This window comes from Niveispirillum sp. GW835-FHT14G11 (genome assembly GCF_058793615.1).
Window position 1 is genome coordinate 42,197 of the sequence record NZ_JBXAFZ010000009.1, and the last position, 18,594, is coordinate 60,790.

At 64.4% G+C, this 18,594-nt stretch carries 21 protein-coding genes; 14 read left to right on the forward strand and 7 right to left on the reverse strand.

All coding sequences use genetic code 11. From position 1 onward, the window contains the following. Positions 1 to 45: 45 nt before the first annotated feature. The 4 genes from AC1Q7F_RS17230 to hemE all read right to left on the reverse strand — a co-directional run bounded on the left by AC1Q7F_RS17230 (position 46) and on the right by hemE (position 4,240). On the reverse strand, positions 46 to 1,179 hold the full coding sequence (locus tag AC1Q7F_RS17230) for a glucosaminidase domain-containing protein (RefSeq protein WP_492509042.1): 1,134 nt from the start codon (positions 1,177 to 1,179) through the stop codon (positions 46 to 48). Between the two features lie 320 nt (positions 1,180 to 1,499). After that, positions 1,500 to 2,054, reverse strand: a complete 555-nt coding sequence (locus AC1Q7F_RS17235) for a NifU family protein (protein WP_492509044.1) — start codon at positions 2,052 to 2,054, stop codon at positions 1,500 to 1,502. Positions 2,055 to 2,119: 65 nt separating this feature from the next. Beyond that, the gene (locus AC1Q7F_RS17240; RefSeq protein ID WP_492509046.1) at positions 2,120 to 3,145 is read right to left on the reverse strand and encodes a hypothetical protein; all 1,026 of its coding nucleotides are present in this window, start codon (positions 3,143 to 3,145) and stop codon (positions 2,120 to 2,122) included. 30 nt (positions 3,146 to 3,175) lie between these two features. Further along, positions 3,176 to 4,240 carry a uroporphyrinogen decarboxylase gene (gene hemE / locus AC1Q7F_RS17245; protein WP_492509048.1) on the reverse strand — a complete coding sequence of 355 codons (1,065 nt, stop codon included), beginning with the start codon at positions 4,238 to 4,240 and terminating at the stop codon, positions 3,176 to 3,178. A gap of 436 nt (positions 4,241 to 4,676) precedes the next feature. On the opposite strand from hemE, the gene AC1Q7F_RS17250 reads away from it, so the two are divergent. From AC1Q7F_RS17250 to AC1Q7F_RS17280, 7 genes are all read left to right on the forward strand, one after another. Continuing rightward, positions 4,677 to 5,564 (forward strand): pyruvate, water dikinase regulatory protein, encoded by an 888-nt coding sequence (locus tag AC1Q7F_RS17250; RefSeq protein WP_492509050.1) that lies wholly within the window; start codon positions 4,677 to 4,679, stop codon positions 5,562 to 5,564. Next, entirely contained in the window at positions 5,564 to 6,178 is a 615-nt protein-coding gene (locus AC1Q7F_RS17255) for a Maf family protein (RefSeq protein WP_492509052.1), read from the forward strand. Before AC1Q7F_RS17250 ends, AC1Q7F_RS17255 begins: the two co-directional genes overlap by 1 nt. A gap of 16 nt (positions 6,179 to 6,194) precedes the next feature. Then, positions 6,195 to 7,040: a shikimate dehydrogenase gene (locus AC1Q7F_RS17260; protein ID WP_492509054.1), complete on the forward strand. Its 846-nt coding sequence runs from the start codon at positions 6,195 to 6,197 to the stop codon at positions 7,038 to 7,040. Beyond that, positions 7,037 to 7,660: a dephospho-CoA kinase gene (gene coaE, locus AC1Q7F_RS17265; protein ID WP_492509056.1), complete on the forward strand. Its 624-nt coding sequence runs from the start codon at positions 7,037 to 7,039 to the stop codon at positions 7,658 to 7,660. Before AC1Q7F_RS17260 ends, coaE begins: the two co-directional genes overlap by 4 nt. A 5-nt stretch (positions 7,661 to 7,665) precedes the next feature. After that, positions 7,666 to 8,352 (forward strand): DNA polymerase III subunit epsilon, encoded by a 687-nt coding sequence (dnaQ, locus tag AC1Q7F_RS17270; protein ID WP_492509058.1) that lies wholly within the window; start codon positions 7,666 to 7,668, stop codon positions 8,350 to 8,352. 78 nt (positions 8,353 to 8,430) lie between these two features. After that, the gene (locus tag AC1Q7F_RS17275; RefSeq protein WP_492509060.1) at positions 8,431 to 10,293 is read left to right on the forward strand and encodes a DUF885 domain-containing protein; all 1,863 of its coding nucleotides are present in this window, start codon (positions 8,431 to 8,433) and stop codon (positions 10,291 to 10,293) included. 95 nt (positions 10,294 to 10,388) lie between these two features. Beyond that, the gene (locus tag AC1Q7F_RS17280) at positions 10,389 to 11,303 is read left to right on the forward strand and encodes a 5'-methylthioadenosine/S-adenosylhomocysteine nucleosidase (protein ID WP_492509062.1); all 915 of its coding nucleotides are present in this window, start codon (positions 10,389 to 10,391) and stop codon (positions 11,301 to 11,303) included. Between the two features lie 37 nt (positions 11,304 to 11,340). On the opposite strand, the gene AC1Q7F_RS17285 is transcribed toward AC1Q7F_RS17280, so the two are convergent. Next, entirely contained in the window at positions 11,341 to 11,652 is a 312-nt protein-coding gene (locus AC1Q7F_RS17285; protein WP_492509064.1) for a 4a-hydroxytetrahydrobiopterin dehydratase, read from the reverse strand. Between the two features lie 102 nt (positions 11,653 to 11,754). On the opposite strand from AC1Q7F_RS17285, the gene AC1Q7F_RS17290 reads away from it, so the two are divergent. Beyond that, entirely contained in the window at positions 11,755 to 12,174 is a 420-nt protein-coding gene (locus AC1Q7F_RS17290) for a metallopeptidase family protein (protein ID WP_492509066.1), read from the forward strand. Positions 12,175 to 12,382: 208 nt separating this feature from the next. Then, a complete protein-coding gene (locus AC1Q7F_RS17295; RefSeq protein WP_492509068.1) occupies positions 12,383 to 12,748 on the forward strand; it encodes a ribbon-helix-helix domain-containing protein in 366 nt (121 codons plus the stop codon). A 41-nt stretch (positions 12,749 to 12,789) separates the two neighbouring features. Here AC1Q7F_RS17295 and AC1Q7F_RS17300 read toward each other — a convergent pair whose 3' ends face one another. Next, positions 12,790 to 13,290: a PaaI family thioesterase gene (locus AC1Q7F_RS17300; RefSeq protein WP_492509070.1), complete on the reverse strand. Its 501-nt coding sequence runs from the start codon at positions 13,288 to 13,290 to the stop codon at positions 12,790 to 12,792. A 152-nt stretch (positions 13,291 to 13,442) separates the two neighbouring features. On the opposite strand from AC1Q7F_RS17300, the gene AC1Q7F_RS17305 reads away from it, so the two are divergent. Continuing rightward, positions 13,443 to 14,927, forward strand: a complete 1,485-nt coding sequence (locus AC1Q7F_RS17305) for a pentapeptide repeat-containing protein (protein WP_492509072.1) — start codon at positions 13,443 to 13,445, stop codon at positions 14,925 to 14,927. Between the two features lie 10 nt (positions 14,928 to 14,937). Continuing rightward, on the forward strand, positions 14,938 to 15,678 hold the full coding sequence (locus AC1Q7F_RS17310; RefSeq protein ID WP_492509074.1) for a DUF599 domain-containing protein: 741 nt from the start codon (positions 14,938 to 14,940) through the stop codon (positions 15,676 to 15,678). Positions 15,679 to 15,682: 4 nt separating this feature from the next. Here the strand turns inward: AC1Q7F_RS17310 and AC1Q7F_RS17315 are convergent, their stop codons facing one another. After that, positions 15,683 to 16,933 (reverse strand): Hsp70 family protein, encoded by a 1,251-nt coding sequence (locus AC1Q7F_RS17315; protein WP_492509076.1) that lies wholly within the window; start codon positions 16,931 to 16,933, stop codon positions 15,683 to 15,685. A gap of 430 nt (positions 16,934 to 17,363) precedes the next feature. On the opposite strand from AC1Q7F_RS17315, the gene AC1Q7F_RS17320 reads away from it, so the two are divergent. From AC1Q7F_RS17320 to AC1Q7F_RS17330, 3 genes are all read left to right on the forward strand, one after another. Beyond that, on the forward strand, positions 17,364 to 17,738 hold the full coding sequence (locus tag AC1Q7F_RS17320; RefSeq protein WP_492509078.1) for a helix-turn-helix domain-containing protein: 375 nt from the start codon (positions 17,364 to 17,366) through the stop codon (positions 17,736 to 17,738). Positions 17,739 to 17,839: 101 nt separating this feature from the next. Further along, positions 17,840 to 18,298: a Fur family transcriptional regulator gene (locus AC1Q7F_RS17325; RefSeq protein WP_492509080.1), complete on the forward strand. Its 459-nt coding sequence runs from the start codon at positions 17,840 to 17,842 to the stop codon at positions 18,296 to 18,298. Positions 18,299 to 18,303: 5 nt separating this feature from the next. After that, positions 18,304 to 18,546, forward strand: a complete 243-nt coding sequence (locus AC1Q7F_RS17330; RefSeq protein WP_492509082.1) for a hypothetical protein — start codon at positions 18,304 to 18,306, stop codon at positions 18,544 to 18,546. Positions 18,547 to 18,594: the final 48 nt, after the last annotated feature.

The window sequence follows — 18,594 nt, forward strand, 5'->3', positions numbered from 1 at the left end:
GGTCAACAAGGGCCACAACGGCAAGGGGCAAAGACGGGGTATGGTTCAGCGACGCAGGCTGGCCGACACCAGGCCCGGCATGATCCCGCGATCTTGAGCCCGGTCTTGAACCGGATCATTGGCCAGCTCCGCCCGGGTCCGGGGGCCTAGCACCTCTTCCATCTGGTCGTCGCTCAACACCGCCTTGTCGAAGTCGGACAGCGCGTTGACCCGGATCAGCGATCGGATGGTGCGCAGATAATCCTCCCCCCGCTCCGAATAGGCGCCCAGCGCGTTGACCAGGGCCAGACCGCTGATCGGCTTGTCCTGGCTGCGCAGACTGGCCCGCATCTGCCGGAACTGGGTGTAGGCACGATGGGTATTGAGGTTATGGATGTAACTATCGACACTTCCCCTGGGATCGTCGAAGGACTTGAAGCGGTGGGTCTCACCCTGGCGACGGTTGCGGGGTACGATACCCTGGTCCTCTGCCTTGAAGGTCAGTTGCCCGAACAGGGCATTGCCCTTCTGGGCAAAGCGCGATGTCCCCCAGCCGCTCTCCTCTGCCGCCTGGGCCAGCGCCAGGGAGACGGGAACGACATCCACGCGCTGCAGCAGCGCCTTGGTATTGACCTCGCCATCGGCGGTCAGGCCATAACGGGTGGCCAGATCGGCCAGCCAGCGCCGATCCTGTGGTGCCAGGCCTTGCCCAGCCTGCCGAACGGCATGCAGCCGACGCAGCCGTTCACGGTCCTGGCTGATCCGCTCATTGGTCATCAAGATCAGCGGCAGCAGCGTCTTCACGAACAGCGCCTTGCGATCATCCGTGCTTTCCATTGCCGTCATGCCCGTGGGCAGGTCGGTCAGCACCAGGCGCGGCACCGACATCTCCCCGCTGCGCACCGTTTCGATCCGGTATTCGCGCGAATGGAAAAGGTCCAGCGTGGATTTGGCATCCAGCTTGAAGGACGGGTCGTGGCGCGTCGTGGCGGCCGCAATCTCCACCGTGAAGCCTGGATCGGGCCGCAGCACCGGCAGCAGGAATTCCCGCGCCGTGCGGTCCAGCGAACGGCTGGACGCGCTGATGAACATTGTTGCCGGAAGAACGGCGGTGATGAGCATGAAAAGGGCGGACACGCCCCAGATGCGGGCAGCCGTATAGCGGGGGCTCTCAAGGCCCTCGTTCGCGTCTGTCAGCATGTTTGTTTCAATCCCTTACAGTCCAAGCCGAATGGACGTCCCGCGCAGCCAATCACATGGCGCGCGTCCGTCATTTTGCCGGAGCAAACTCCGCACTTTGGCACTTGGCCCCAAATAAGGCCGGCCCAACAGCGTCAGTGGTAACACCTGTCAGCAGGACCCATCCCAATGGGGTAACCCGCTGCCCAGACTTCATGCCGGTGGGGTCAAATTTCCCCGCAAAGGGGCCCCAAACCCCCCGGCATGCCGTCCGTCGACGCATGATATCCCAACCCATTGCGACCGAATTGAGGCGCGTTTCAGGGGAAGGGAGTTGCACCTTATCGGATTTGCTGAACCTCGACAACCTCAGGAATGTAATAGCGCAGCATGTTTTCGATGCCGGCCTTCAGCGTGGCGGTACTGCTGGGGCAACCGGCGCAGGCGCCCTTCATCGCCAGATAGACGACGCCCTTGTCAAAACCATGGAAGGTGATGTCCCCGCCATCCTGGGCCACGGCCGGGCGCACCTTGGCGTCCAGCAGTTCCTTGATCTGGGCGACGATCTCATCGTCATCCTCAGCGATCTCGTTATCGTCGGCCTTGGCCTGGATCAGCACGGGCTTGCCGGTAGCGAAATGCTCCATGATAGCGCCCAGGATACCGGGCTTCATCACGTACCAGTCGCGGCCGCCATCCTTGGTGACAGTGATGAAATCACCGGCGAGGAACACGCGCGTCACCCCCTCCACCGCGAACAGCCGGTCGGCCAGCGGGGAACGGGCGGCTGCGTCGGCTGCGTCGGTGAAATCGGCGGTCCCGGTGCCCAGAACGTCCCGGCCCGGCAGGAACTTCAGCGTGGCCGGGTTCGGGGTCTCTTCGGTCTGGATGAACATCTGGTGCGATCCTGATCATGCCGTTGCGGCGTTAACCCCGAAATTGGGGCCAACAGCTGGCATAATCAAGCCATGGCGGCATCACGCATGGCAGCCACCGCCATGCGCCGATAGGGGCAGTGCAGGTGATCGTCGGGACACAGGCGCCGCCCGAAGCCCGCACAGACCCCCGGCCGGCCGGCCAGGGCCTGACGCACCAGCGGCGCCAGTTCTGCCCCTTCGGCCAGGGCCGGGCGGGCCAGGGTCATTGACAGGATGCCGGATGCGGCACCCAGGTCGCGCCATTCCTCCTCCAACGCCGTCCATTGCGCGCGGATAAGCGGCCAGGGCGATAGCGGCAGGATGGCAAGCGACGGGGTGCGGCAGCGCCGAATGGCCTGTTCCACACTCGGCAGACCACCATCATCGAAGCCGGGCACATCCAGCCGGGCGGTGCCGATACGCCCCACCGGCACATCCAGCAGCTTGGCCAGCTCATCCGCCAGCCGCTGCATCTGCCAGGACAGCGGATCGCCGCCGACCCAGGCCGTGCCGGGGGCAACCAGCAGCAACGATCCCGTGCCACCGGGCGCCAGCACCCCCTGCGCCCGGCTGGCAAGGGCGCGCAACACAGCAGCGTCAGTGGGGTGACAGCACAGGCTGCTGGTCGGCACGTCCAGCCCCGCTGCCTTCGCGGCCCGGTTCCAAGCCTGCAGGGCAAGGCCGTTCAGCCCGCCGGAAAACAAGGGCGAAGGGGGCACCAGCACCAGCCGGCCAGGTTTGAACGCCGCCACCTCATGGGCGATGGCGATGGGTGAGGGCGGGGCGAACAAGCCGGCTGTGAAAACCTGGACGATGCCGTCGCCCCACAGGGCGTTTTCCAGCCCGCTGGCCATCGGTTCCTCAACCACCGCCGCCAGCTCATCAAGCACGAAATGGCGGGCCAGCAGCCGGGCGCGCAGGCCCAGCAACGGACGCAATGGCAAGGCAGGGGGACGCGGGCGTGCTGCCGCCAGCAAGGCCCGAAGATAAGGCAATACCAATCCATCAGCCGCCGGCTGGCCCGGCTGCATCAGAATGACGGCAATGCGGTCCCGCAGACTGTTGGTCACCACAGGCACACAAATTATGGGATTGAGTAATCAACCCCTTGTGGCAGGCTTCCAGTCCCGGATCAATCCAGCCAAACGGGATACGTTTTCCGGTGGGGTTTCCTTGATGATGCCGTGGCCCAGATTGAAGATGAAGGGCCCATGCCCCAGCGTGTCCAGCAGGTCCAGCACGGCATGGTCCATGGCCTCGCCACCGGCGATCAGCAGCACAGGGTCAAGGTTGCCCTGCACGGCCACCTTGCCCTGCAGCTTTTCCGCCGCCCAGGCGGCCGGCACGCTGGGGTCCAGCGACACGGCATCGACGCCAGCCTGTTCCACGAAGCTTTCCAGGTTCAGCCCGGCCATGCGCGGAAAACCGATGATCGGGGTCTCCGGATGCTTTTCCTTCAGCGCCGCCGTGATGCGCCTTGTGGGCGCCACGACGAAGCGCTGGAAATCGGCCGCGGACAGGGCACCGGCCCAGCTGTCGAACAGTTGCACCAGTTCGGCACCCGCCTGGATCTGCATCGACAGATATTCCACCGTCGCCTCTACCAGGATGTCGATCAGCCGGTTGAAACCGATGGGATCGGTATAGGCGAAGCGCTTCACATGCGCATATTCCTTCGATCCTGCCCCTTCCACCATGTAGCAGGCGACAGTCCAGGGCGATCCCGCGAAGCCGATCAGGGCCGTCCGTTCATCCAGGGCAGCCCGAATGCGTGACACCGTCTCATAGACCGGTGCCGCTCGTCGGTGCAGACCACCCAGATCCAGCTTCAACAGGCCCTGCTGGTCCCGGATGGCGTCCAGCACCGGCCCTTCACCTTCGGCAAAGCGCAGGCCCTGGCCCAGGGCATGGGGCACGATCAGGATATCGGAGAACAGGATGGCCGCGTCCATGCCGTACCGGCGCAGGGGCTGCAGCGTGACCTCGCATGCCAGTTCCGGGTTCATGCACAGGTCCAGGAAGCCGCCCGCTTGGGCCCGTAGCTGTCGATATTCGGGCAGATAACGCCCGGCCTGACGCATCAGCCAGAAGGGCGGCGGGGTCTGGGGATGGCCGGACAGGGCGGCCAGCATCTTCTTGGGCGAAATGGCAGACAGGGACGTCATGGATAGGGAACCTGGATCGCGAAGGGTAAATCCTGCCGATTTTATCCCATGCCCCTCCTTAAAACTTAAATATTTTAGTTAAAGGATTGAGGGTGTAGTAGGGCCTGTGGATAACGGTAATTCCATTTTGTCCGCAAATTTTTCCACAAGCTGGTTCCACAGCGCAGGGTGTGGAAAAAAATTGTGGAAAACTTTATGGACCTTCTGTCAAGAGCCGCAGAAACCAAGGCATCTCCGCGATCATTGCGATGTGGGGACAATCCCTGTGCCACACCCGATTCGTCCTTGATTCACAGGCAAACCCGTCGGCTTAATCCCAAGCCGCGCAACCGGCCTGATAAAACCGGGCTTGCCAGGGATGGAAAAGCCCGGCTACGCATTTCAAGCCCGTTCACACACATCCATCCCCGACATATCCCCAGGAGCGGCACACAGGATGCATCCCGGCGATCATCATGGCGGCCATATCAAGGCCCCCTCTGCACCCCGGAACTTCCACCTGCATCTGGTTTCCGATGCGACGGGGGAGACGATTAATTCCGTCGCCCGCGCCTGCGTCAGCCAGTTCGACCAGGTCCATCCGATCGAGCATTTCTGGAATCTGGTGCGCACCGAGCGCCAGCTGGACATGGTGCTGGAAGGCATCCGCGAACATCCAGGCCTGGTCATGTTCACCCTGGTGAACGAGAAGCTGCGCCATAAATTGCAGGATACCTGCCGGGAGCTGGGTATTCCCAGCATCTCCGTCCTGGACCCGCTGATCGCGGCTGTGGGCAACTATCTGGGACAGCAGAGCCAGAGCAAGCCGGGGCGCCAGCATGCGCTGACGGCTGAATATTTCGGCCGCATCGATGCCATGGACTTTGCGCTGAACCATGATGACGGGCAAAGCGCCTGGGGCCTGCATGATGCCGACGTCATCCTGGTCGGCGTCAGCCGGACCTCCAAGACCCCGACTTGCATCTATCTGGCCAATCGCGGCATCAAGGCGGCGAACATTCCCTATGTCCCGAACATCCCCCTGCCGCCGGAGCTGGACCAGCTGACCCGCCCGTTGATTGTTGGGCTGACCAAGGACCCTGAGCGGCTGGTGCAGATCAGACGCAATCGACTGAAGCTGCTGAACCAGGGGGATGATACCAACTATACCGATCCCGAACGGGTGCGGGAGGAGTTGCTGGAGGCCCGTCGCCTATTCACGCGCAAGGGGTGGGCCGTCATCGACGTGTCACGCCGCTCGATCGAGGAGACTGCGGCCGAAGTCATGATGCTGTTGGCTCGACGCCGTCCACAGGCGGTCCCCGGTGTGGCGGGGGATGTTTGATGCCCACGTTCCTGACATCCGAACCGATCATCCTGGCATCGGCCAGCGCCTCGCGTCGCCGCATGCTGGAAGCTGCGGGCGTAGAGGTGCATGCCGAAGCCGCCCGCGTGGATGAGGAGGAGATCAAGCATTCAGGCAAAGCCGCCGGCATGAAGCCACCGGAAGTGGCCGAGGCTTTGGCTGACCTGAAGGCATCGAAGCTGGCCCGCAAATATACCGCCGGTTATGTGGTGGGCGGCGACCAGATGCTGGAATGCGACGGGTGCTGGTTCGACAAGCCGGTGGACCGGGCTGATGCCGCCAGCCATCTGCGCCTGCTGTCGGGGCGGACCCATACGCTTTATTGCGCCGTGGTGGTTTTCCACAATGGCGTGCGCGTCTGGCACCATATCGACCATGCCACCCTGACCATGCGGACCCTGTCGGATGGGTTCATCGACCGCTATCTGGACGCGGCGGGCGACGCGGTGCTGTCCTGCGCCGGGTCTTATCAGCTGGAAGGGCTGGGGGCACAGCTGTTCAACAAGGTGAAGGGCGACCATTTCACCATCCAGGGCCTGCCCCTGCTGCCGCTGCTGGATTTTCTGCGCGTGCGGCGGGTGCTGCCGTCCTGATCGGGAGAGATTTTGAATGTTGACGGGTAAGGGGCTGGTCGCGGGCGTCATGGGCTGGCCCATCAGCCATTCGCGCAGCCCGCTGCTGCACGGGTTCTGGCTGCGCCAGTATGGGATCGACGGTGCCTATGTGCCTCTGGCCGTGCCACCCGACCGGGCCGAACAGGCGATCCGCGCCCTGCCTGCCATGGGTTTCCGGGGCTGCAACGTCACCATCCCGCATAAGGAGGTGGCGTTCCGCATCGTCGACCGGCTGCATGGCTGTGCCCGACGCATCGGGGCCGTGAACACCATCATCGTGGCCGAAGATGGCACCCTGGAGGGTCGCAATACCGATGCGTTCGGCTTCTTGGAAAATCTGGCGGCCACTGTGCCTGCGGGCTGGTCGGTGACCGCCGGTCCGTCGGTGGTGCTGGGGGCAGGGGGGGCGGCGCGGGCCATCGTCGTGGCCCTGCTGGATGCGGGTTCACCGGAGATCCGGCTGCTGAACCGTACCCAGGCGCGGGCGGCGGAGATCGCGGCCGACCTGGGCGACCCGCGCATCCGCGTCGGGGCCTGGGATGGGCGCGATCAGGCGCTGGACGGCGCCGTGCTGCTGGTCAACAGCACCAGCCAGGGCATGAATGGCTATCCACCGCTGGAGATCGACCTGTCGGCCCTGCCCATGGATGCCGTGGTCACCGATATCGTCTATGTCCCGCTGGTCACGCCGCTGCTTGCCGCCGCATCGGCGCGCGGCAACCCGACCGTGGATGGTCTGGGCATGCTGCTGCATCAGGCGCGGCCCGGCTTCCATGCCTGGTTCGGGCGCGACCCGCAGGTCAGCGACGATCTGCGCCGTTTCGTGCTGGACCCACGATGATCATCCTGGGCCTCACCGGCTCCATCGGCATGGGCAAGTCCACGGCGGCATCCATGCTGCGCCGGATGGGTGTGCCCGTGCATGATGCCGATGCCTGCGTCCATCGCCTCTATGCGCAAGGTGGCAAGGCGGTGGCGAAGGTCCAGGCTCTGTTTCCCGACGCGGTGAAGAATGGCGCCGTGGACCGCACCGCCCTTTCCGCTGCCGTGCTGGGCAAGCCGGTGGAACTGAAGCGGCTGGAGGCAGCGGTACATCCGCTGACCCGCGCCGATGCGCAGGACTTCCTGAAACGCTGCGCCCGCCGTCGCGTACCCGTGGCGGTGATGGATATCCCGCTGCTGTATGAGACGAAGGGGGAGCGGCGGGTGGACGCCGTTATCGTGGTGTCGGCCCCGGCCTGGCTGCAGCGCCAGCGCGTCCTGGCCCGGTCGGGCATGAGCCCGGCCAAGCTGGCCAATATCCTGGCCCGGCAGGTACCCGATGCGGTGAAGCGCCGGCGGGCGGATTTCGTGGTGCCCACGGGCCTCGGCCGGCGCTTGACGCTGACCCACCTGCGCCGCATCGTGGCGGCCATGAAGGGGCAAAAGGGCAGCGCCTGGACACCCGCACGGAAGGCTTGAGACACATGCGCGAGATCGTACTGGACACCGAAACCACGGGCATCGACCCGTTGAACGGCGACCGCGTCGTGGAAATCGGCTGTGTCGAGCTGTTCAACCATGTGGCCACGGGCAAACATTACCACACCTATCTGAACCCCGAGCGCGACATGCCGGCGGAAGCCGAAGCGGTGCACGGCCTGTCGGCGGCGTTCCTGTCCGACAAACCGATTTTCCCTGCCGTGGTGGGCGCGTTCCAGGAATTCATCGGCGACAGTCAGCTTGTCATCCACAATGCCTCCTTCGATATCGGCTTCCTGAATATGGAGCTGGTGCGCATCGGCATGGGGAAGCTGACCAACCCTGTCGTCGATACGGTGAAGATCGCCCGCAAGCGCTTCCCCGGCGCGCCGGCCAGCCTGGATGCGCTCTGCCGCCGGTTCGAAATCGACAATTCCAACCGCACTCTGCACGGCGCCCTGCTGGACAGCCAATTGCTGGCGGAAGTGTATCTGGAGCTGATGGGCGGGCGGCAGCCGGATCTGGTGCTGGCTGGTGGCCCGGCACAGACCCAGACGGTCGCCGATCTCGGGCCGGTGAAGCTGGAACGCGCCTTCCGACCCGCCCGTGCCCATGCGCCGCTGCCCGACGAGCTGGCCGCGCATGAGGCGTTCGTGAAGGGGTTGAAGAATGCCGCCTGGCTGGCGTCGTGATCCCGGATTGGCGCCCATGTTTCATGTGAAACACGGTTATCCATAGCGTTCAAAGAACAACCAACGGAACAGCAATCCATGCATTACAGCATCTCCCGCCGTCAGCTGATGGCCGGTGCGGCCGGCCTTTCCCTGGCCAGCGCCGTCCCGCTGCGATCCTTCGCGCAAGGCCTACCGGGTCCGCTCTCCCTGTCGGATGCCGCCACACCCAGGGGTAAGGGCGATGCGGCCGCTCTGCACGCCTTCTTCGCGGAAGTCTACGAGGCCGACCTGTCGCTGTCGCCGGAAACGCAGACCGAACGGGGCCGCAAGACCGCCTATGACCGCTGGGACGATGGCAGCGACGCCTTTGCCGATGCCGCCATCACCCGCACGCGCCAGGCGTTGGACCTGCTGCGCCGGGGTTGGGACCCGGCGGCGCTGTCCGCCACCGACCGGCTGAATTTCCGCCTGTTCGAGGCGCAGTGCGAGGCGGAGATCGAGGGACACCGCTGGCGCAATTACCGTTATCCGATCAACCATCTCTATGGCCGCCATACCGGTATCCCCAGCTTCCTGGCCAACCAGCATGCGGTGGCGGATATTTCCGATGCCCACGCCTATCTTGCCCGCCTGAATGGAATCTCTGCCGTCATTCAGAACGTGATCCGCCGGGGGGAGGATGCGGCCGTGCGCGGCGTGGTGCCGCCGAAATTCTCGCTGGCCAAGATGCGGCCCGACATCCGCTCCGTCATCACCGGGGCGCCGTTCGACCAGGGGCCGGATAGCGCCCTCTATGCCGATTTCAAGAAGAAGGTCGGGGCGCTTGCCATTCCGCAGGCGGAGAAGGATAAGCTGGTGGCCGAGGGGGCGGCGATCCTGACCGCCAAGGTCAAGCCAGCCTATGAGGCGCTGGACGCCGCCGTCGCCAAGCTGGAGGCCAATGCCACCCAGGATGACGGCGTGTGGAAGCTGCCCGATGGCGACGCCTATTACCGCTTCTGCGTGAAGAGCAGCACGACGACGGCGATGAGCCCGGTCGAGGTGCATGAACTGGGGCTGAAGCATGTCGGCCTGCTGCAGAAGGACATGCACGCCATCATGCAGAAGGTGGAATTCAAGGGCAGCCTGCGGGAGTTCTTCGACCATCTGCGCAATGATCCAAAATTCTATTTCAGCAATGATGATGCCGGCCGGGCCGCCTATCTGGCACATTGCGAGAAAGTGATCGGCGATTACAGCCAGCGCCTGGACGAATGGTTCATCACCAAGCCCAAGGCGCCGGTTATCGTGAAGCGGGTGGAACCCTACCGCGAAAAGTCGGCGCCACCCGCCTTCTACAACCAGCCCTCGCCCGACGGCTCACGCCCCGGCATCTTCTACGCCAATCTGGCCGACATGCGGGAAATGGCCAAATGGCAGGCCGATGCCATCGTCTATCACGAGGCGATCCCCGGCCATCACATGCAGATCGCCATTTCCCAGGAATTGGGCGACGTGCCGGATTTCCGCCGCTACAGCTTCTTCGGCGCCTATATCGAAGGCTGGGGGCTGTATGCGGAACGCCTGCCCAAGGAGTACGGCTTCTACCAGGACCCCTATGCCGATTTCGGCCGCCTGACGACGCAGATCTGGCGGGCGGTCCGGCTGGTCGTGGATAGCGGCATTCATGCCAAGCGCTGGACTAGGCAACAGGCCATCACCTATTTCGTGGAAAACACGCCGCTGAACCGCGATCAGGTCATCCGCGAGGTCGATCGCTATATTGTCAGCCCCGGCCAGGCCACGTCCTACTATGTCGGCATGCTGAAGATCCTGGACCTGCGGGACAAGGCCAGGCAGGCGCTTGGGGCCAGGTTCGACCTGCGCGGCTTCCACGATCTGGTGCTGCGCACCGGGGCCGTGCCGCTGGAGGTGCTGGGCGAGCAGGTGGATGCCTGGGTCAAGGCGCAGAAGGGTTGAGGACAGGAATGGGGAGGGGAACACCTCCCCATTGACGGCGGTCGGGCCGGTCGCCACCATGCGCATCCCGCATTGCAACATGAATGGCGCCTCTCATGACCCGGCTGATCACCGCTCTGTTGACCCTGTTGCTCATCCTGGCGCCGGCGCGGGCGGAATGGCTGGACCCCACACCGCGCACGGCGGTGATGTCAGCCTTCGCACCGGAACTGGTGACCCTGCTGGCCGCCACCAAGGACAAGAAGACGATCAGCGTGCAGGGGGTGGACTTCACCCTGGGCACGCTGTCGGGCCGGCCGGTGGTGCTGGTCCTGTCGGGCGTCAGCATGGTGAACGCCGCCATGACCACGCAGATGCTGGTCGACCGGTTCAAACTGGATGCGCTGCTGTTCAGTGGCATTGCCGGCGGCCTGGACCCGGCCCTGCATATCGGCGACGTCACCGTACCCCGCCGCTGGGGCCAGTATCTGGAAAGCCATTTCGTGCGGGAAGGGGCCGATGGCAAGCTGCAGCCCGCCCCCTGGGCCAGCCTGCCCTATCCCGCCTATGGCGTGATCCAGCCGTCCAACGCCTATGTTCGCCAGGCCGGCAAGACCGAGACCCTGCGCAAATTCTGGTTCGAGGCAGATGGCGGGCTGCTGGCCCTGGCGGACACGGTCGTTCCCGGCGTCAAGCTGGACACATGCGCCGCCAACAAGACCTGTCTTGAGACAAGTCCCAAGATCGTCATGGGGGGTGACGGGGTGTCGGGCCCGGCCTTCATGGACAATGCCGGCTGGCGCGCCTATCTGCATGGCACCGTCGGCGCCCAGGTCGTGGATATGGAAAGTGCGGCGGTGGCGCTGGTCGCCGAACAGAATGGCGTCCCCTACATCATCTTCCGCTCCGTCTCCGACCTGGCGGGCGCCGATCCGGACGAAAACCGCATGCACACCTTCATGGCCCTGGCCGCCAGCAATGCCGCCAAGGTGGTGACGGCGTTCCTGGCGGCGATGCCCGCGCTGAATTGAACAGCCTCAATCGCCGGCGCGGCTTTACAAAGCCGCTCTATCGCGCCGCCTGGTCCATGAAGCTGGCCATCTCGATATCCAGCCGGCTGATGCCGCCGACATCGTGGGTGTTCAAGGTGACATCGACGCGGTTATAGACATTGAACCACTCGGGATGATGGTCGATCTTGTCGGCCATAATGGCGACGCGCGTCATGAAGCCGAACGCCTCGTTGAAGTCCTTGAAGCGGAAGCCCTTGAGGATGGCCGCGCCATCCTCGCGCAGGGTCCAGCCATGCAGGGCCTTCAGGGCATCGTTGACCGCGGCCGCGTCCAGCTTGGTTGGGCGTCCGGATTGGGCTTGCGTCATCTCTTCCTCCTGGCCAGATTTGTGGACCTGTAGGTGGACCGGCCCAAGGCCGCCGTCAAGCCGTTGCCGCCCGTCCTACCTCGTTTGCCCGGACCCAGGCCCATGACATCGCTTCGCCGCTTCACCACCGCACCCACCCTGGAGGAGATGGAAATCATCGCCGCCCGCGCGGCTGATGCCATCCCGGAAGCCCTGCGCAGCCATGTCCGCAATGTCCTGATCCGGGTGGAGGATTTCCCGGACGAGGAGACGGAGCGCGAAATGGGCCTGGAAAGCCCGTTCGACCTGCTGGGACTTTATCGCGGCGTGGGCATGCCCTGGCAGAGCCTGACCCAGCCCCGCCTGGAACCAGACCTGATCTTCCTCTATCGCCGTCCCATCCTGGATTACTGGTGCGAGACGGGGGAAGACCTGGACCATTTGGTCCGCCATGTCCTGATCCATGAGGTCGGCCACCATTTCGGATTCAGCGACGCCGACATGGAAGCGCTGGAAGCCGAGGGCGATAGCGAGGCGGGATAACCCCTTCCTGCTTGCAGGCCGTATTTGCGCACTATTCTGTCGATTTGCCGCACGAGCCATGCGCGTGCGCCGCCTTTGTGACGATCCGCTGCAACTTACTCATGACTGATTTTGATTGATCTGGTCATATGACGTGACATATAGGTTTATGTGTCTGCATATTGCTTTATGCGGACATATGCTCCCGGCCAGTCATAAGGAGGCATCCGTGCCGCCGCGTTCCAAGCGATTTTCAACCGAAGAACTGCCCGATGGCAGCAGCACCCTGGTCATCCGCAACGTCGTGGTCCTGGGCAAGCGCACCAGCCTCCGGATGGAGCCGGAAATGTGGGATGCACTGGCGGATGTTGCGGCACGTGAAGGGCATAATGTCCACGATATCTGCACCCGCATCGTGGAGAGGAAGCCCGGGGCCGCATCCCTGACGGCGGCGATCCGGGTGTTCCTGGTCAATTATTATCGTCTGGCCTCAACCGCTGAGGGCCATGCCAAGGCCGGACACGGGCGGGGTGACATCGACATCATCGCCGCCGCGCTGGCGTTGCAGCCCGGTGCCGTCAGCCCGCCGCCATGACTACTAGAAGATGAAATCATAATAGAGAAGGTGCCGGTACTCTATGTGCCACCCTGCACGAAGCAGGTGCAGGTGCCGTGGGCATAGAGCCGGCCGTTATCACGGCCGACCAGCCGACCTTCGGCCAAAACAAGGGTACGGCCCGCATTGATCACCTTGCCTTCCACCCGCACTACCCCGGCATCGCGCAGGATGGGACGCAGGAAGCTGATCTTCAGATCCACCGTGCCATAGCCGACAGCCGGCGGCAGCAGCGTATGCACGGCGCAGCCCATGGCACTGTCCAGCAGCGTGGCGGCGAAACCGCCATGCACGGTGCCCAGGGGGTTCAGCACATGGTCGGCCGGTTCGCCCTCGAACACCACGCGGCCTTCCTCTACTTCGCCTTCCAGCAGCGACATGCCCAGGGTGACGGCCATGCTGGGGGCCGGCAACTCGCCCCTGGCGATGCGACGGACGATCTCGATCCCCGGCAGGGTGGCCAGCAGGGCGGGGTCCAGTGGCGTGGCATCCCAATCATAGGTGCGGGTGCGACGGGTCATGGGTTTCCATCCATAAAAAGAACGAACGATCGTATTATACTCAACAAGCAAAGTGGGTCAATCATTCGCGACACTGCATTGTTATGCCCAATTCTCTAGCGTAGGGTGTAAGCCTTTCAGGCAATGACGCTGGTTTCACCAGGGCAATGACAATGACCGAGCATGCACCGCCGACTCGCGACCTGGATTTCCTGCGCAAGGAATTCCAGCTTCACCGTCAATGGCTTGATGGCAAGGGCGGCCGGCGTGCGGAATTGCAGTTCCAGGACCTGTCCGGTCTGGCCCTGAAGGGTGCGCGCCTGGCGGAGGCGAAGCTGGCCGGTGCCAATCTGTCGGGGTGCAACCTGGAGGGTGCGGATCTGGCCCGTGCCGACCTGTTCGGCGCCGACCTGGAGGGGGTGGAACTGACGGGCGCCAACCTGTCCGGGGCCGATCTGCGTGGCGCCAACCTGCACCGGGCCACCCTGAACGACGTCATCCTGCGCGGCGCGGATTTCCGGTCTGGCACTCTGTCTGACAGCAGCGGCACCAAGAAGCGCGACGGGGCCGCCGTGCTGACGGAGGCGCGGCTGGAACGCGCCATCCTGTGTTCGGCCAAGCTGACCGGCTGCGACCTGACGGGTGCCGATCTGATGGATGCGGATCTGGCCGGTGCGGATTTGTCGAAATGCGTGATGCTGGGTGTGGACCTGACCGGTGCCAACCTGTCGGGCGCGCAACTGGCCGGCACCATGGTGGATAGCGATACCCTGTCGCGGGGCCGGCATGTGCCCGACGGCATCGCCACCATGATCGCCGAACCGCCGCGCCGCCGTGTTCCCGTCGGGGAGCTGACGAAGCTGGTCGATGTGCATGAACAATGGGTCGAAACAGGTGGGGCCAAGGGCACGCGCCTGGACCTGGATATGGCGGAGCTGGACCCGATGGTCCTGCATGGCCGCAATCTGGCCGGGGCCCGGTTGCGCCGTTGCCGGCTGATTTCCGCCGATTGGGCCGACAACCGGCTGGAAATGGCAGACCTCTCCTATAGCGACCTGTCGCAATCGGTGCTGGACGGATCCGTCCTGGCCGGTGCCACGCTGCGCCGGGCCAACCTGTCGGGTGCGCATCTTGCGGGTGTCGATCTGACGGCCCAGACCCTGTCGGGTGGACGGACTTGGCCCGCCAACCTGGATGGGGCCAATCTGCGTGGCGCCGACCTGACCAATGCCAGCCTGTCGGGCGCCATCCTGCGCAAGGCCGACCTGGCCGGGGCCATCGTCACCGGTGTCAACATGCGCGGCGCCGACCTGGCCGGCGCCACCCGCGCCACCGATGGCGATGCGCGCCAGCGCCGCCGGCTGCGCCGTTTCGTGCACCCGGCCCTGGCTGTGGGCAGTCGCAAAGGTACGGCCCGTACCCGCAACTGGTCCTTCGGCGGCATGGCGCTGGACGCCGACCCGGCGCACTATAATGAAGGCGAACTGGTCACGCTGCTGGTGGCAGCACCGGGGGCCGGAGAGCCGGTTCCGGTCCAGGCCCGGGTCATGGGCCTGGACGGCGGTACCCGTTCCGTGTCACTGAAATTCGAGCCGCTGACGCCCGAGTTGAAGACCTATCTCAACGGGCTGGTGGCGCCCCGCTACCGTCTGGGATGAGGCTGTTCCCGTGCTGCAATTGTTGACCACGCTCACCTGGCTGGACGGGGCGGCGCTTGTCTGGTTCTTCGGGCTCTGGTGGGGCTATGGCTGGTTGACCGACCGCCGGCAGGGAGCACCGCATAGCCTGAACCAGCATATGCTGCGCATCCGCATCCGCTGGATGACCAACATGCTGTACCGGGACAACCGGGTCATGGACAGCATGCTGACGGGTCACCTGATCAACAGCGTGTCGTTCTTCGCCTCCACCACGGTGCTGGTGCTGGCGGGTCTGCTGGGCGTGCTGGCCTCTTCCGACGGCGCGTACAAGGTGGTGATGGAACTGGGCTTCACCCAGGCCACCGACCGGGTACTGTTCGAAGCCAAGCTGCTGCTGCTGCTGGGTATCTTCGTCTACAGCTTCTTCTGCTTCACCTGGTCGGTGCGGCAGTTCAACTACACGATCGCGCTGATCGGCGGCGCCCCCTTGGACCCGGGGGATGAGGCGCTGACCACGGCCAAAGCGGCAGCCAAGATGATGACGCTGGCCATCACCAGCTTCAACCGCGGCCTGCGCGGCTATTACTACGCCTTCGCCAGCCTGGGCTGGATGGTGCATCCTTACGTCTTCATCGTCCTGGTGGCGCTGGTGACCTATATCCTCTGGCGCCGGCAGTTCCGTTCCGCCGCCTTCGACGCTGTGGCCAAATACACGGCCCACGGTATGGGCGACCGGCCGCACAGCACCAAGGGGCAGGGCGGGATGTGAGAGGTCAGGCGTACCGCCGCCCCGCTTCGATGGTGAGACCCAGCCCGACGGCGCCGAACTTGTCGCCTTCCACGATGCGGGCGTCGGGCAAGGCCCCGGTGATGGCGCCGCGCACGGCGGGCAGCAGGGTGGAACCGCCGGTCAGGAAGATGGCGTCCACCTGATCGGGCCGCAGCCCGGCCTGGCGCAGGCAGTCCGTGGTCATGGCACCCAGCCGTTCCACCGGATCGGACACGGCCGCCGCCAGCCGGCCGCGGGTGGCCGGCGCATCCAGACCCTTCTCCACGATGGACAGGTCGATATCGATGCTGGCGGCACCTGACAGCTCGATCTTCGCCGCTTCCACCTTCATGGCCAGGGCATGGCCCAGATGATGCTCCAGCACCGTCAGCAGGCGGCGGATCAACTGCGGATGCCTGGCCTCCTTCTCCAGTCGTTCCACATCCGCCAGCACGGCGGGGCTGTACAGGAAGTTGATCTTGGCCCAGGTGGCCAGATCCACATAGAGATGGTTAGGCGTCAGCAGCCCCTGGCGCAGCAGCGGCGAGCGATAGCCCAGATGCGGCATCACCGCCTCCAGGCTCAGCAACCGGTCGAAATCCGTGCCGCCGATGCGCAACCCGTCATTGGCCAGGATATCGTCGGCCCGCTCCGCCCGCTGTGCCCGGTCGGGCCCGATGCGCACGATGGAAAAGTCCGACGTGCCGCCGCCGATATCGGCGATCAGGGCGATCTGCTCGTCATTGATCTGCGCCTCATAGGCCAGTGCCGCCGCGATCGGCTCATACTGGAAGCTCACGTCCTTGAAGCCGCTGGCCCGGGCGATGTCGGCCAGCGCATCCTCCGCCCGCCGGTCGGCCGCCTCATCGCCATCGACGAAATGTACGGGCCGGCCATGGACGACATGGGTCAGCTCGCGGCCGGTGCGGCGCTCGCCCTCCTCCTTGATATGGCGGATGACCAGGCCGATCACTTCCCGGAAGCCGACCCGACGACGGCCCAGCAGCGTCTCCTCATCGATCAGGCTGGTGCCCAGCACCGACTTGATCGACCGCATCAGCCGCCCGTCGCCTCCGGCGACATAGGCACCGATGGCGGCGCGGCCGAAGGCGGGGCGGTGGGTCTCGAAATCGAAGAAGATGGCGCTGGGCAGCGTGTCATGCGTGCCCTCCAGCGCCAGCATGCGCGCGCCCACACCCTCCGCCACGCCCAGCGTGGAGTTTGAGGTGCCGAAATCCAGACCGCATGCCACCATGATCGCCAACCCTTCAACCCGGCCAAAAGGGGCGAGGTTGTAAGGGGCGGCGGCGGCGACGTCAAGCGCCTATCGACTCGGGCACGTGTTTGGCTTATACAAGGAAGCAGGCGGGCCGGGCGTTACTCCCGACCCGCCCACTCCTAGGTCCGACCGATCATGACGGTGACGTGGATGACACGCCGCCACCAGAGCGGAAACCGGAACACCAGGAGAAGGGACATATTGCGCATGTCCATCCCTCCTATGACGGGTCGCGTGATTGCGGCCCGTCATTTCATTTCGGGGGATCGTCAGTCACGGATCAAGCAGAAAAGTGTATGTGGAAACGTGGTTCCACGCGTGATGCGTGTGAGATTGGAAACTTTGCGGGCAAAGACCGTCGCCGCTATTCTGCTGCTCCCTGTCCCTTGATCGGCCCTGAGAGAGAATGACCCCGTTTGGTGAGCGAGTCCGCCAGCTCCGCATGGCCAAAGGTGCTAGTCTGAAGCAGATGGCGGACGAGCTGGAGATTTCATCTGCCTTCCTCTCCGCCCTGGAACATGGGCACAAGGGCACGCCATCGCCCATGCTGCTGCGCCAGATCTGCACCTATTTCGGCCTGATCTGGGACGCTGCGGAGGAAATGGAGCGGCTTGCCGCACTGAGCGATCCGCGCGTCACGGTGGATACGGCCGGCCTGTCGCCCGACCATACGCTGCTGGCCAATCTGCTGGCCCGTGATGTGGCCCGGCTCACTCCCCCGCAACTGTCGGCGCTTCTCGCCCTGCTGGGTGTCGATCGCTTGGCCATGACCGGGTCATAAGGCGAAATTATCGAGTAATCATGCCCAAACCCCTCGCCCTGGCGCGCGGGATGGTCCATATGTGGGCGGAGATTTGCCGAACCGGATCGGAGACGACAGACATGCCATCCCGCCTCGAACAGCTTTGTGTCCAGAAGGGCCTGAAGATGACCGAACAGCGCCGCGTGATCAGCCGCGTGCTCTCGGACAGTCAAGACCATCCGGATGTGGAGCAGGTTTATCGGCGGGCCGTCGAGATCGATCCCCATATCTCTATCGCCACCGTCTATCGCACCATGCGCCTTTTCGAGGAGGCGAATGTCATCGAACGCCTGGATTTCGGCGACGGCCGGGCCCGGTATGAGGAAGCGCGCGAGGAACATCACCACCATCTGATCGATGTGCAGACGGGGGACGTGGTGGAGTTCTCCAGCGAGGAGCTGGAGAAGATCAAGGAGAAGATCGCCGACGAGCTGGGCTACCGCCTGATCGGCCATCGGCTCGAACTCTATGGCGTGCGCAAGGATCGTCCCGTGGTGGAACGCTCCTATACGCCGGGCAGCCACAGTTCCAAGGTCTGACGCGCATGGGCCGCGATCTCGACAAGTATCTGGGGCGTCCCTGTGCCGATCACCCGGCGGCAGGGACGGGCGATTGCTGCCGTTCCGCGGTCACCCGCGCCTATCGCGAGATGCAGTCGCGCGGTATTCCAGAGCCGCATTGCCTGGAAGCCGCTCTGGCCGTCTATCAATGGCATCACCCGGAGATGGGAACACCGTTGGCGGCCGACATTGTCGGTTCCTGGGTGTCGACCGCGCTTCGGCACTGAATAGACAAAACGAAAAGGCCCGGACGGTCATGCCGTCCGGGCCTCTTC

Excerpts from the sequence above, each read along its gene's own strand:
- AC1Q7F_RS17285 (WP_492509064.1), bottom strand. The coding sequence starts at position 11,652 with ATGACGCAAGCCCAATCCGGACGCCCAACCAAGCTGGACGCGGCCGCG.
- AC1Q7F_RS17325 (WP_492509080.1), top strand. The coding sequence starts at position 17,840 with ATGCCATCCCGCCTCGAACAGCTTTGTGTCCAGAAGGGCCTGAAGATG.
- AC1Q7F_RS17260 (WP_492509054.1), top strand. The coding sequence starts at position 6,195 with ATGTTGACGGGTAAGGGGCTGGTCGCGGGCGTCATGGGCTGGCCCATC.
- AC1Q7F_RS17315 (WP_492509076.1), bottom strand. The coding sequence starts at position 16,933 with ATGGTGGCATGCGGTCTGGATTTCGGCACCTCAAACTCCACGCTGGGC.
- AC1Q7F_RS17320 (WP_492509078.1), top strand. The coding sequence starts at position 17,364 with ATGACCCCGTTTGGTGAGCGAGTCCGCCAGCTCCGCATGGCCAAAGGT.
- hemE (WP_492509048.1), bottom strand. The coding sequence starts at position 4,240 with ATGACGTCCCTGTCTGCCATTTCGCCCAAGAAGATGCTGGCCGCCCTG.
- AC1Q7F_RS17300 (WP_492509070.1), bottom strand. The coding sequence starts at position 13,290 with ATGACCCGTCGCACCCGCACCTATGATTGGGATGCCACGCCACTGGAC.
- AC1Q7F_RS17275 (WP_492509060.1), top strand. The coding sequence starts at position 8,431 with ATGCATTACAGCATCTCCCGCCGTCAGCTGATGGCCGGTGCGGCCGGC.
- AC1Q7F_RS17230 (WP_492509042.1), bottom strand. The coding sequence starts at position 1,179 with ATGCTGACAGACGCGAACGAGGGCCTTGAGAGCCCCCGCTATACGGCT.
- AC1Q7F_RS17305 (WP_492509072.1), top strand. The coding sequence starts at position 13,443 with ATGACCGAGCATGCACCGCCGACTCGCGACCTGGATTTCCTGCGCAAG.
- AC1Q7F_RS17280 (WP_492509062.1), top strand. The coding sequence starts at position 10,389 with ATGACCCGGCTGATCACCGCTCTGTTGACCCTGTTGCTCATCCTGGCG.
- AC1Q7F_RS17330 (WP_492509082.1), top strand. The coding sequence starts at position 18,304 with ATGGGCCGCGATCTCGACAAGTATCTGGGGCGTCCCTGTGCCGATCAC.
- AC1Q7F_RS17255 (WP_492509052.1), top strand. The coding sequence starts at position 5,564 with ATGCCCACGTTCCTGACATCCGAACCGATCATCCTGGCATCGGCCAGC.
- AC1Q7F_RS17250 (WP_492509050.1), top strand. The coding sequence starts at position 4,677 with ATGCATCCCGGCGATCATCATGGCGGCCATATCAAGGCCCCCTCTGCA.
- AC1Q7F_RS17235 (WP_492509044.1), bottom strand. The coding sequence starts at position 2,054 with ATGTTCATCCAGACCGAAGAGACCCCGAACCCGGCCACGCTGAAGTTC.
- dnaQ (WP_492509058.1), top strand. The coding sequence starts at position 7,666 with ATGCGCGAGATCGTACTGGACACCGAAACCACGGGCATCGACCCGTTG.
- AC1Q7F_RS17290 (WP_492509066.1), top strand. The coding sequence starts at position 11,755 with ATGACATCGCTTCGCCGCTTCACCACCGCACCCACCCTGGAGGAGATG.
- coaE (WP_492509056.1), top strand. The coding sequence starts at position 7,037 with ATGATCATCCTGGGCCTCACCGGCTCCATCGGCATGGGCAAGTCCACG.